Source organism: Micrococcus sp. 140720015-1 (assembly GCF_053627595.1).
Map to the genome: position 1 here is coordinate 555,660 of NZ_JBSEYC010000001.1, position 12,201 is coordinate 567,860.

General features: G+C 72.7%; 10 protein-coding genes. 8 read left to right on the forward strand and 2 right to left on the reverse strand.

Annotated features, from left to right (window positions below; all coding sequences use genetic code 11):
• The 7 genes from ACUXPL_RS02625 (at position 1) to ACUXPL_RS02655 (ending at position 8,601) form a co-directional block, all read left to right on the forward strand.
• Positions 1–1,191, forward strand: a complete 1,191-nt coding sequence (locus ACUXPL_RS02625) for an ABC transporter permease (RefSeq protein WP_454181906.1) — start codon at positions 1–3, stop codon at positions 1,189–1,191.
• Entirely contained in the window at positions 1,188–3,068 is a 1,881-nt protein-coding gene (locus tag ACUXPL_RS02630) for an ABC transporter ATP-binding protein (protein ID WP_180535868.1), read from the forward strand. Before ACUXPL_RS02625 ends, ACUXPL_RS02630 begins: the two co-directional genes overlap by 4 nt.
• A gap of 148 nt (positions 3,069–3,216) precedes the next feature.
• Positions 3,217–5,127 carry a translational GTPase TypA gene (typA, locus tag ACUXPL_RS02635; protein ID WP_454181736.1) on the forward strand — a complete coding sequence of 637 codons (1,911 nt, stop codon included), beginning with the start codon at positions 3,217–3,219 and terminating at the stop codon, positions 5,125–5,127.
• On the forward strand, positions 5,120–5,686 hold the full coding sequence (locus tag ACUXPL_RS02640; protein WP_454181738.1) for a hypothetical protein: 567 nt from the start codon (positions 5,120–5,122) through the stop codon (positions 5,684–5,686). Before typA ends, ACUXPL_RS02640 begins: the two co-directional genes overlap by 8 nt.
• A complete protein-coding gene (gene fdxA, locus ACUXPL_RS02645; protein WP_002855160.1) occupies positions 5,683–6,009 on the forward strand; it encodes a ferredoxin in 327 nt (108 codons plus the stop codon). Before ACUXPL_RS02640 ends, fdxA begins: the two co-directional genes overlap by 4 nt.
• A 5-nt stretch (positions 6,010–6,014) precedes the next feature.
• Positions 6,015–7,166, forward strand: coding sequence for a succinyldiaminopimelate transaminase (gene dapC / locus ACUXPL_RS02650; protein ID WP_454181740.1), 1,152 nt, complete (start codon positions 6,015–6,017; stop codon positions 7,164–7,166).
• A gap of 148 nt (positions 7,167–7,314) precedes the next feature.
• Positions 7,315–8,601 (forward strand): citrate synthase, encoded by a 1,287-nt coding sequence (locus tag ACUXPL_RS02655; RefSeq protein ID WP_084776539.1) that lies wholly within the window; start codon positions 7,315–7,317, stop codon positions 8,599–8,601.
• 96 nt (positions 8,602–8,697) lie between these two features.
• Here ACUXPL_RS02655 and ACUXPL_RS02660 read toward each other — a convergent pair whose 3' ends face one another.
• Entirely contained in the window at positions 8,698–9,705 is a 1,008-nt protein-coding gene (locus tag ACUXPL_RS02660; protein ID WP_180535864.1) for a DUF559 domain-containing protein, read from the reverse strand.
• A 260-nt stretch (positions 9,706–9,965) separates the two neighbouring features.
• A complete protein-coding gene (gene dapD / locus ACUXPL_RS02665) occupies positions 9,966–10,931 on the reverse strand; it encodes a 2,3,4,5-tetrahydropyridine-2,6-dicarboxylate N-succinyltransferase (protein WP_454181743.1) in 966 nt (321 codons plus the stop codon).
• Between the two features lie 69 nt (positions 10,932–11,000).
• On the opposite strand from dapD, the gene dapE reads away from it, so the two are divergent.
• Positions 11,001–12,137: a succinyl-diaminopimelate desuccinylase gene (gene dapE, locus ACUXPL_RS02670; protein WP_454181745.1), complete on the forward strand. Its 1,137-nt coding sequence runs from the start codon at positions 11,001–11,003 to the stop codon at positions 12,135–12,137.
• The last annotated feature ends 64 nt before the right edge of the window (positions 12,138–12,201 follow it).

The window sequence follows — 12,201 nt, forward strand, 5'->3', positions numbered from 1 at the left end:
ATGACCACCAACAACTCCTCGACGACGGGCGCCCAGCTCGACGAGAAGCAGATCTTCGACCTCGCGGAGGCGGAGGACGCCAAGCTCCGCGCCAAGGCCGGGAAGTCCTACTCCCAGGGCGCCCTGGTCCGCAAGCGGTTCTTCCGCCACAAGGCGGCGATGATCTCCCTGATCGTGCTGGTCTTCATCACGCTGATGGCGTTCTCCTCCATCGGCTTCGCCGGCATCCCCGGCTGGTGGGACAAGTCCTACACGGCCGCGGCCTCCGTGGTGAACGGCGGTCGCCCGACGCTGTCGGTCGTGCCGCAGGCCTTCGGGGGCGAGGGCCTCCGCTGGGGCGAGCACCCCTTCGGCCAGGACACCACGGGCAAGGACTACTTCGCCCTCGTGATGCGCGGGACCCAGCAGTCCATGATCATCGCGGCCATCGTGGGTCTGCTCTCCACCGTGATCGGCGCGATCGTCGGCGCCGTGTCCGGCTACTTCGGCGGCTGGGTCGACTCCGTCCTGATGCGCCTGACCGACCTGATCATCGTCATCCCGCTGCTCGTGCTCGCCGCGGTGCTCGGTCAGATGGCCAGCGGCATGAAGATGGGCATCCTCCCGCTCGCGGTGGTGCTCGGCCTCGTGTCCTGGACGTCCCTGGCCCGCCTCGTGCGCGGCGAGGTCCTGTCCCTGCGCGAGAAGGAGTTCGTGGCGGCCGCCGTCGCCATGGGCGCCAAGCCGGGTCGCCTGATCTTCAAGCACCTGCTGCCCAACACGATCGGCGTGATCGTCGTGAACGCGACGTTCGCCATCGCGGGCGCGGTGCTGCTGGAGACCTCGCTGTCCTTCCTCGGCTTCGGCGTGAAGGCGCCGGACTCGTCTCTGGGCCTGCTCATCTCCGACTACCAGAACGCGTTCACCACCCGTCCGTGGCTGTTCTGGTGGCCCGGCATGATCATCCTCGCGATCGCCCTGTCCGTGAATTTCCTCGGCGACGGCCTGCGCGACGCCTTCGACCCGCGCCAGGGTGCGGGCGCCCATCGCAGGCCCCGCTTGTTCGGCCGCCGCGCGGCCGCCACCGAGGCCGGTGCGACGACGGCGGGCGGTCTGGCCGCGGCCCCGACGGCCGGCCGGATCGAGGCCCCCGTGGAGGAGGCCGGCGGATCCGCACGGATCTCCGACGCGGACGAGGACGGTCAGCGATGAGCGCGAACGACAAGAAAGGCCGATCCATGTTCGGCAAGAAGAACGAGAACGACGTGACCGCCGGCGGGCAGGGCTCGCACGCGGCGTCGTCGGCCGACCTCGAGGCGCGCGGCGCCGCCGTGCCCGGGTCCTCCGGCGACGGCGGCGTGCCCCCGGGCCCCGCGACGAGCGCGATGGGCGTCGTGGCCCGCCACGACGACCTGGGCGGCGAGCCGGTGCTCGCGTTCCGCGACGTGGACGTGAAGTTCGCGACCGAGTTCGGCGAGGTGCACGCGGTCAAGGGCGTGACGTTCGACGTCAAGCCCGGCGAGGTCGTCGCCCTCGTGGGCGAGTCCGGCTCCGGCAAGTCCGTCACGAGCGCCACCGCCATGGGCCTGCTCCCGGGCAATGCGGACATCACCGGCTCCGTGAAGCTGGCCGGCCGCGACGTGCTCACCATGACCCCGGGGCAGCTGCGCGACATCCGCGGCGACGAGGTGGCGATGGTGTTCCAGGAGCCCATGACGGCCCTGAACCCCGTCCTCACCGTGGGCGACCAGCTCACGGAGGCCCTCGAGCTGCACGGCATCGCCTACGGCACCGAGGCGGACAAGCGCGCCGTCGAGCTGCTCACCATGGTGGGCATTCCCGACGCCGCCACCCGGCTCAAGCAGTACCCCCACCAGTTCTCGGGCGGCCAGCGCCAGCGCATCGTCATCGCGATGGCGATCAGCTGCTCGCCGAAGGTGATCATCGCGGACGAGCCCACCACGGCGCTCGACGTGACGGTCCAGGCCGAGATCCTGGAGCTGCTGCGCTCCCTGAAGAACAAGATGAACACCGGCATCCTGCTCATCACGCACAACATGGGCGTGGTGGCGGACATGGCGGACCGCGTGTGCGTGATGCTCCACGGCGAGCTCGTGGAGCAGGGCTCGGTGCACCAGGTGCTCCAGCACGCCCAGCACCCGTACACCCAGAAGCTGCTCTCGGCGGTGCCGCGCCTCGGCGAGCCCCTCGAGGTGGCGGAGCCGGAGCCGGTCACGGCCACGCAGACGCAGGCCCGGTACGCGATCGAGGCGGAGAACCTCCACCTCGAGTACGACCACCGCGGCAAGAAGAACCGCGTGGTCCACGACGTCAGCTTCCAGGTGGCCCCGGGCGAGATCCTGGGCCTGGTGGGCGAGTCCGGCTCGGGCAAGTCCACCATCGCCAAGTCGGTGCTCGGCCTGCTCACCATCGCGGAGGGCTCGCTCCGCATCCAGGGCCACGACCTGGCGACGATGCCCAAGTCGGAGCAGCGCGCCCTGCGCAAGAACATCGGCGTGGTCTTCCAGGACCCGGCGGCCTCGCTGGACCCGCGGTTCCCGATCGGCGACATCATCACCGAGCCGATGGTCGTGCACAAGGTGGGGGACCGGCGCTCACGCCTGGCCCGCGCCGAGGAGCTGCTGGACGCGGTGCGTCTGCCGCGCTCCGTGGTGAACCGGTACCCGCACGAGCTCTCCGGCGGCCAGCGCCAGCGCATCTCCATCGCCCGCGCCCTGACCCTGGACCCCCAGGTGCTCATCGCGGACGAGCCGACCTCGGCCCTGGACGTGTCCGTCCAGGCCGCCGTGCTGGACATGTTCGCGGAGCTGCAGCAGCGCTACGAGTTCGCGTGCCTGTTCGTGTCCCACGACCTCGCGGTGGTGGACATGCTGGCCCACAAGGTGCTCGTCCTCAAGGACGGCCGCCAGGTGGAGCAGGGCCCCACGGAGGAGGTGCTCCACCGCCCGAAGGAGGAGTACACCCGCCGCCTCCTGGCGGCGGCGCCCGTGCCGGACCCGGACCAGCAGGCGGAGCGTCGCCAGGAGCGCCGCGAGTTCCTCGCCTCCCTCGGCGAGGGCGTCTACTGACCGCGCGGGTCGGCGGCGGGCGCGTCCCGCCGCCGGCCCCGGGCCCACCGGCCCGCCCGTCCACGGCGGCCCCTGCGCGTACAATCGCACGGGGGCCGCCGTCGTCGTGCGCCTCCACCCCTTTGATGTCGAACCGGACAGGACGCCCATGACCTCGACCGAAACCCGCCGCTCCGATCTGCGCAACGTGGCCATCGTGGCCCACGTGGACCATGGCAAGACCACGATGGTGGACGCCATGCTGCGCCAGACCGGTGCCTTCAACACGCACGGCGACGTCGCCGAGCGGGTCATGGACTCCGGGGACCTGGAGAAGGAGAAGGGGATCACGATCCTCGCCAAGAACACCACGGTGTTCTACTCCGGCCCGTCCGCCCCCGAGGGCGAGACCGTCACCATCAACGTGATCGACACCCCCGGCCACGCCGACTTCGGCGGTGAGGTGGAGCGCGGTCTGTCCATGGTGGACGGCGTCGTGCTGCTCGTGGACTCCTCCGAGGGCCCGCTGCCCCAGACCCGCTTCGTGCTCCGCAAGGCCCTCGCGGCCAAGCTGCCCGTGATCCTCGTGGTCAACAAGACGGACCGCCCGGACGCGCGCATCGACGGGGTCGTCTCCGACTCCATGGACCTGCTGCTCGGCCTGGCCTCGGACCTGGCCGAGGAGGACCCGGACCTGGACCTCGACTCGGTGCTGGACGTCCCCGTCGTCTACGCCTCGGGCAAGGCCGGCCGCGCCTCCCTGACCCAGCCCGCCGACGGCGCCCTGCCGGAGGCCGAGGACCTCGAGGCCCTCTTCAACGTGATCATGGAGCACATCCCGGCCCCGTCCTACACCGAGGGCGAGGTCCTCCAGGCGCACGTCACCAACCTGGACGCCTCCCCGTTCCTCGGCCGCCTCGCGCTGCTGCGCATCTTCAACGGCACCCTCCGCAAGGGCCAGCAGGTCGCGTGGGCCCGCCAGGACGGCGCCCTGAAGACCGTGAAGATCACCGAGCTGCTGGCCACCAAGGGCCTCGAGCGCGTGCCCGCGGAGGAGGCCGGCCCGGGCGAGATCGTCGCCGTCGCCGGCATCGAGGACATCATGATCGGCGAGACCCTCACCGACGCGGAGAACCCGAAGCCGCTGCCGCTGATCACGGTGGACGACCCGGCCATCTCCATGACCGTGGGCATCAACACCTCCCCGCTGGCCGGCCGCGTCAAGGGCGCCAAGGTCACGGCCCGCCAGGTGAAGGACCGCCTGGACAAGGAGCTGATCGGCAACGTCTCGCTCAAGGTGCTCCCCACCGAGCGCCCGGATGCGTGGGAGGTGCAGGGCCGCGGCGAGCTCGCCCTGGCCATCCTCGTCGAGCAGATGCGCCGCGAGGGCTTCGAGCTCACCGTGGGCAAGCCGCAGGTGGTCACCCGGACCGTGAACGGCAAGGTCCACGAGCCGATGGAGCGCATGACCATCGACATCCCCGATGAGTTCATGGGCGCGGTCACGCAGCTCATGGCCGCCCGCAAGGGCCGCATGCAGGAGATGTCCAACCACGGCACGGGCTGGATCCGCATGGAGTTCCTGGTCCCGGCCCGCGGCCTGATCGGCTTCCGCACCCGCTTCCTCACCGAGACCCGCGGCGCGGGCATCGCCTCCTCCTACGCGGCCGGCTACGAGCCGTGGACCGGCGAGATCGAGTACCGCACCAACGGCTCCCTCGTGGCCGACCGCGCCGGCTCCGCCACGCCGTTCGCCATGATCAACCTGCAGGAGCGCGGCACCTTCTTCGTGCAGCCCGGCGCCGAGGTGTACGAGGGCATGATCGTGGGCGAGAACGCCCGCGCGGACGACATGGACGTGAACATCACCAAGGAGAAGAAGCTCACCAACATGCGTGCGGCCTCCTCCGAGTCGTTCGAGGGCCTGACGCCCCCGCGCCGACTCACCCTCGAGGAGTCCCTCGAGTTCGCCCGCGAGGACGAATGCGTGGAGATCACGCCCGAGGACATCCGCATCCGCAAGGTCGTCCTGGACGCCAACGAGCGCCTGAAGGCCGCGCGCGCCCGCGCCCGTGCCTGACCGCCCCCGCCGACGCGCCCGGCCCGCGGACGTGGTGGGCGGGGCGCTGCTCGGCGTCGTCGCCGGCGCGCTCGGCACCGCCGTCCATCTGAACCTGGCCCCCCTGCCGGGCGGCTGGACCCTGCCCTGGGGTGCGGTGCTGGCGCTCGTGCTCGTCGGCTCGACGCAGCGCTGGTGGATGGTCCGACGCGCGGGCCGCGGCGGGCGCGCCCTGCCGGCGGGGGCCGCGGTCGTCGCCGGCGCGTTCACCGCCGTCCTGGCCCTGCAGCGCCTGCCGGTGGACGACGCCCTGGGGGTGTCCTGGACGGCCGGCCTGTGGGCGGCGGCGCCGGGCGCCGTCGTCGCCTCCGTGGCCTGGAACGTCGGCCAGCCGGCGCTCGGCCTGGTCCTGCTGGCCGCGGGCCGGCGGCTGGACCGCCGACCCGCAGAGGCCGCCGACGGCGCCACGCGCCCCCGCCGGGCGACTGTGACCGCCCGCGAAACGCGTCCGGGGGAGCGAGTACCCTGGACCGCAGCCCCGCAACCCCGTGCCCAGAGAGAGGTGGACGGTCAGCCATGACCTACGTGATCGCGTTGCCGTGTGTGGACGTCAAGGACAAGGCGTGCATCGACGAATGCCCCGTGGACTGCATCTACGAGGGTGAGCGCATGCTCTACATCCACCCGGATGAGTGCGTCGACTGCGGTGCGTGCGAGCCGGTGTGCCCCGTCGAGGCCATCTACTACGAGGACGACACCCCGGACGAGTGGGCCGAGTACTACAAGGCCAACGTCGAGTTCTTCGACGACCTGGGCTCCCCGGGCGGCGCCGCCAAGCTGGGCATGATCGCCAAGGACCACCCGATCATCTCCGCCCTGCCCCTGCAGAACGCCGACGCCTGAGCCCCATGCTGACGCTGCCGGACTACCCGTGGGACACGCTCACCCCCTACCGCGAGCGTGCCGCCGCCCACCCGGACGGCGTCGCGGACCTGTCCATCGGCACGCCCGTGGATCCGACACCGGCGCTGATCCGCCGGGCCCTGACCGAGGCCGCCGACGCGCACGGCTACCCGACGACGCACGGCACGGACGCCCTGCGCCGCGCCGTCGTCGACTGGTACGCCCGGCGCCGCGGGGTGCCCGGGCTGGACCCGGCGGCCGTGGTGCCCACGGTCGGGTCCAAGGAGTTCATCGCGTGGCTGCCCACGCTGCTCGGGCTGGGCGCAGGCGACGTCGTCGTCCACCCCGAGGCCGCCTACCCCACCTATGCGGTGGGCGCACTGCTGGCCGGGGCGGAGGCCGTGGCCGCGGACGACCTCGACGCCCTGACGCCCGAGGTGCGTGAGCGGGTGCGCCTCGTGTGGACCAACTCGCCGGCCAACCCCACCGGCGCCGTGCTGGGCGCGGCGGCGCTGCGCCGCACGGTCGACGCCGCCCGTGCCGTGGGCGCCGTGGTGTGCGGGGACGAGTGCTACGCCGAGCTCGGCTGGGACGCGTGGGACGGGGCCGTCGTGCCCTGCATCCTGTCCGACGAGGTCTCCGGCGGCGACCTGACGGGCCTGCTGAGCGTCTACTCGCTGTCCAAGCAGTCCAATCTCGCCGGCTACCGCGCCGCGTTCGCCGCGGGGGATCCGGAGCTGGTGGCGACCCTGGTCAACACCCGCAAGCACGCGGGCATGATCGTGCCCGCCCCGGTGCAGCACGCGATGGCCGTGGCCCTGGCCGACGACGCGCACGTCGCGGAGCAGAAGGACCGCTACCGCCGCCGTCGGGACACGCTGCGCAGCGCGCTGGAGGCCTCCGGCCACACGGTGGACCACTCCGAAGCGGGGCTGTACCTGTGGACCCGGCGGGCGGACCTGGACCCGGCCGACGCCACGGCGCAGGACTCGTGGGACCTGCTGGGCGAGCTGGCGGACCTGGGCATCATCGCCGGGCCCGGCGTGTTCTACGGTGCCGGCGGCGACGGCTACGTCCGCGTGGCGATCACCGCCACGGACGAGGCGGTCGCCCGGGCCGCGGCGAGACTCACCGCCCGCGGGCCGCGGACCGGCTGAGCCGGGGCCGAGGGCCGTCGTCGGGGGAAGCGACCGCGCGCCCCGGGCCGGTCCTTGATAGTTTGGAGCAGAGTCGTCCCCGTGTGGGCGCGCCCACACGGGCGCGCGAACCCGGGCCATCGAGAAGAGAAGACGAGGGAGCACACCCGTGACCCATCACGAGTCCGTCCGGCTGACCGTCGGCGAGCAGAGCCTGGACCTGGGCGTCGAGCACGCCACAGAGGGCAACAACGGCATCAACATCGCCCCGCTCCTGAAGGAGACCGGCGACGTCACCTACGACCCGGGATTCATGAACACGGCGAACGCCAAGTCGGCCGTCACGTTCATCGACGGCGACCAGGGCATCCTGCGCTACCGCGGCTACGCCATCGAGGACCTCGCCGAGCACTCCTCCTTCATGGAGGTGGCCTACCTGCTGATCTACGGCGAGCTGCCCGAGTCCAAGGAGACCCTGGAGGCCTGGGAGACCAACATCCTGCGCCACAACATGGTGCACGAGGACCTCAAGCTGTTCTTCAACGGCTTCCCGCGGGATGCGCACCCCATGCCGGTGCTGTCCTCCTCCGTGTCCGCGCTGTCCACGTTCTACCCGGACTCCCTGGACCCGCACGACCCGGAGCAGGTCCACATCTCCACCGTGCGTCTGCTCGGCAAGCTGCCGGTGCTGGCCTCCTACGCGTTCAAGAAGTCGCTGGGCCAGCCGTTCATGTACCCGCACAACTCGCTGAACTACGTGGAGAACTTCCTCCGCCTGTGCTTCGGCGTGCCGGCCGAGGAGTACGACATCGACCCGGACGTGGTCAAGGCCCTCGACCTGCTGCTCATGCTGCACGCCGACCACGAGCAGAACGCCTCCACCTCCACGGTGCGCCTGGTCGGCTCCACCCAGGCCAACCTGTTCGCCTCGGTGTCCGCCGGCATCAACGCCCTCTACGGCCCGCTGCACGGCGGCGCCAACGAGGCCGTGCTGAACATGCTCCGGAAGATCAAGTCGGAGGGCATCACGCCCGAGGACTTCATGGAGAAGGTGAAGAACAAGGAGGACGGCGTCCGCCTGATGGGCTTCGGCCACCGCGTGTACAAGAACTACGACCCGCGGGCCAAGATCATCAAGAAGACCGCCGAGGACATCCTGGGCAAGATGGGCGGCAACGACGAGCTGCTCGAGATCGCCCAGCGTCTCGAGGAGAAGGCCCTCGCCGACGACTACTTCGTGGAGCGCAAGCTCTACCCGAACGTCGACTTCTACACCGGCGTGATCTACAAGGCCATGGGCTTCCCGGAGAAGATGTTCACCGTCCTCTTCGCCCTGGGCCGCCTGCCCGGCTGGATCGCCCAGTGGCGCGAGCTCATGGAGGACCCGGCCGCCAAGATCGGCCGCCCGCGCCAGATCTACGTGGGCGAGCAGCTGCGCCAGTACCCGCAGCGCTGACCCGGGGGCGCTGACCCTGCGTTGGGGGGCGGTTTCGGGTGGTATTCCGACGGAATACCACCCGAAACCGCCCCCAATGCGTTCGCCGGAGCGTCTTCATGTCGAGGCGGAGGGGCCGAGGCGACGTCGGACCGCCGCGACGACCCCACGGAAGTCCTCGCGCCCATCCGCCCAGGTGACGCGGAGCGTCGTCCAGCCGCGCGCCTGCCCGTAGCGGTCCCGGCGGGCGTCGCGCGCCTGCTGCTCCCGCGTGCGGTGCCCCGCACCGTCGTACTGCAGGGCCAGGCGCACGTGGCGGTAGGCGAGGTCGGCCACGGGGGAGAAGGGGTCCCCGGGTTCGAGCGCGGCCTGCAGCTCCGGCTCCGGCAGCCCGCCGGCCACGAGGGCGAGGCGCAGGCGGGTCTCGGGCGGCGAGTCCGCCCCGACGCGAACGGAATCCAGCGCCTCCCGGGCGGCCGGGCGGCCATGGAAGCGTCCGGACGCGTGCAGCGCGGACCGCAGCGCGGCGATCGTGGTGGCCGGATCTGTCCGGCCCGCGGGCGTCCACGGGTGCCTGACGGCGTGGTCGCCGGCGGCCACGAGGTCCTCGAACGTCCACGGGGGAGTCAGGGAGCACAGGTCCAGCCAGGTGCGATCGACGGTGGTGACGCGCAGGCCGTGCACGTGCGTGACGAACTCGGGCGCCAGCGGCCTGCGGTGGTCCATCAGACCGGCCCGCCGGACGCGTCGCGTCCCCCGGGCCACGGTGAGGTGCACCGGCGGGTCGGCGTCGAGCTCGCCGGTCGCCGGGTCGCGCCGCCGCCAGGCTCGCGCGGGCATCGGCAGGCCGTGCAGGTGGGCCGCGGTCTCGTGGGAGAGGACGGCATCCGGGCGCCGGCGCAGAAGCGCGGCGAGGTGATCGGGGGAGAAGCCGTGCCCGGGCTCGGGCAGGCCCAGGTCGGCCCAGCCCGTGCCAGGGCATGCCCGCTGCCGGTGCATGCCCTGCCCGACCCGCTCCAGGTCCGACCGGCGGGCGCGGTCGGGCGGCAGCCCCAGCCGGGCCAGGTCCGTGGCCAACAGCACGGCGGGCTGGTCGGGCGGCAGAGGGGTCACGACGCGCGGCATGCACCCATCGGACGACGCCGGCGGGGCGCCCGGGGCGGGTTGGATGCGGCACGGGGACGACGCGCGGGGCGGGCGCTGCTGTGCAGGAGCCGATGGCCCGCGCCGCGTGCCGCCGTCGTCGTCTTCCCGCCCCCGGACCGCCGGGGAGTTCCGGGGGCGATAGTCGGCGTTATCCCGGCGGGATACCACCGGAAACCGCCCCCAAACGCCGCGGGGAGCGGGGAGGGGAGGGCCGGGGGCCGCGGGCCGGGTGCGCCGGGTCAGTTCGCGTGCAGCGCCGCGTTCAGTTCGACGGTCCGGCCGGCGCGGGGGAGGGCCTCGACCCCGCCCGTGGTGGAGTTGCGGCGGAACAGCAGGTTCGGCACGCCGGAGAGGTTTACGGCCTTCACGGTCCGCGCCGCCTCGCCGTCCTGCAGCACGCTCACGCGCGTGCCCGCGGTGACGTACAGACCGGCCTCGACCACGCAGTCGTCGCCGACGGAGATGCCCACGCCGGAGTTGGCGCCGAGCAGCACGTGCTCGCCGATCACGATCCGCTGGGTGCCGCCGCCGGAGAGCGTGCCCATGATGGACGCGCCGCCTCCGACGTCGGACCCGTCGCCCACCACGACGCCGGCCGAGATCCGGCCCTCGACCATCGAGTGCCCCAGGGTGCCCGCGTTGAAGTTCACGAAGCCCTCGTGCATCACGGTCGTCCCCTCGGCCAGGTGGGCGCCCAGGCGCACCCGGTCCGCGTCGCCGATGCGCACCCCGGAGGGCACGACGTAGTCCGTCATGCGCGGGAACTTGTCCACGCCGTACACCTGCACGGCGCCGCGGGCACGCAGCTTCGCCCGCGTCAGCTCGAAGTCGGCGACCGCGCAGGGGCCGTGGTTCGTCCACACCACGTTGGTGAGCAGCCCGAAGACGCCGTCGAGGTTGAGCTCGTTCGGCCGCGCCAGGCGGTGCGAGAGGGCGTGCAGGCGCAGCCACGCGTCCGCAGTGGAGGCCGGCGCGGCGTCCAGGTCGACCTCCAGCTCGACGACGGCCTGCGTGGTCCCGCGGTCCGCGTCGTCCTCGGCGAGGGCGCGCAGGGTGTCGCGCAGCGAGGCGTCCGCAGCGGAGAGCGGACCGGCCACGGGGGCGGGGAACCACACGTCCAGGACGGCGCCGTCGGCGGCCGTGGTGGCCAGGCCGTGGCCGGAGACGAGACGGGGGGAGGGCTGCTGTGCAGCGGTCTGGGTCATGCGCCCCAGCCTAATGAGCGGCCGGGGCACGCTGCAGGGCGGCGAGAGGCGCGTCCGTAGACTGGACGCATGAGTCTCACCCCCGTGTCCCTGCCCGACCTCGCCGATCCGGACCTCGACGTCGCGGCGCTCACCGCCACCCTGCTGGACGTGCGTTCCGTTTCGGGGGAGGAGGGGCCGCTGGCCGACGCCGTCGAGCAGGCCCTGCGCGCCCTCGGCGGCCTCGAGGTGCGGCGGTTCGGCGACGCCGTCGTCGCCCGCACCGCTCTGGGGCGGCCGACCCGCGTGATCCTGGCCGGGCACCTGGACACGGTGCCCCTGCCCACCGTGCCGGGCTCACGCGGGACCGTGCCCTCGGCGTGGGACGGGGACGTGCTGTACGGCCGCGGAGCCGTGGACATGAAGTCCGGCGTCGCCGTGCAGCTGGCCCTGGCCGGTCGCTTCGGCCGCGCGGACGGCCCGACCCCCGTGCACGACGTCACGTGGGTGTTCTACGACCATGAGGAGGTCTCCTCGGACCTGTCGGGCCTCGCCCGCGTGGCCCGCCAGGCCCCCGAGCTGCTGGAGGGCGACTTCGCGGTGCTGCTCGAGCCGACCGACGGCGTCGTGGAGGGCGGCTGCAACGGCACGTGCCGGTACCGCGTCACCTTCCCCGGTGTCGCGGCGCACTCGGGCCGTGCGTGGCGCGGTGACAACGCGATCCACAAGCTGGCCCCCGTGCTCACCGCCCTGGCGGCGTACGAGCCGGCCACGGTCACGGTGGAGGGCCTGGAGTACCGCGAGGGGCTCCACGCGATCCGCGTGACCGGCGGCGTCGCGGGCAACGTCATCCCGGACGAGGCATCCGTGGACCTGAACTACCGGTTCGCGCCGGACAAGACCCTCGACCAGGCCCACGCGCACGTGCGCGCGGTGCTGGAGGGGGCCGGCGTGGACTGGGACGCCCAGGTGCGGATCGACGACGCCTCGCCCGCCGCCCGCCCCGGTCTGGACCGGCCGGCCGCCGCCGCGTTCGTCGCCGCCGTCGGGGGAGAGCCCCAGCCCAAGTACGGGTGGACGGACGTGGCGCGGTTCTCCCAGCTGGGCGTGCCCGCGGTCAACTTCGGCCCCGGCGACGCCCTCCTGGCCCACACGGACGACGAGCACGTGCCCCGCGAGGCGGTCCACGCGTGCCTCGCGGCGCTCGCGGCCTGGCTGGCCGGCTGACCCCACGACGTCGGCCGACCTCGTCGGCCGCCGCCACCCGCCGGACCCGCGGGCCCGCCTCGCC

Coding starts and splice junctions, on each gene's coding strand:
- dapC (WP_454181740.1), top strand. CDS start 6,015: ATGCTGACGCTGCCGGACTACCCGTGGGACACGCTCACCCCCTACCGC.
- typA (WP_454181736.1), top strand. CDS start 3,217: ATGACCTCGACCGAAACCCGCCGCTCCGATCTGCGCAACGTGGCCATC.
- ACUXPL_RS02630 (WP_180535868.1), top strand. CDS start 1,188: ATGAGCGCGAACGACAAGAAAGGCCGATCCATGTTCGGCAAGAAGAAC.
- ACUXPL_RS02625 (WP_454181906.1), top strand. CDS start 1: ATGACCACCAACAACTCCTCGACGACGGGCGCCCAGCTCGACGAGAAG.
- dapE (WP_454181745.1), top strand. CDS start 11,001: ATGAGTCTCACCCCCGTGTCCCTGCCCGACCTCGCCGATCCGGACCTC.
- fdxA (WP_002855160.1), top strand. CDS start 5,683: ATGACCTACGTGATCGCGTTGCCGTGTGTGGACGTCAAGGACAAGGCG.
- dapD (WP_454181743.1), bottom strand. CDS start 10,931: ATGACCCAGACCGCTGCACAGCAGCCCTCCCCCCGTCTCGTCTCCGGC.
- ACUXPL_RS02660 (WP_180535864.1), bottom strand. CDS start 9,705: ATGCCGCGCGTCGTGACCCCTCTGCCGCCCGACCAGCCCGCCGTGCTG.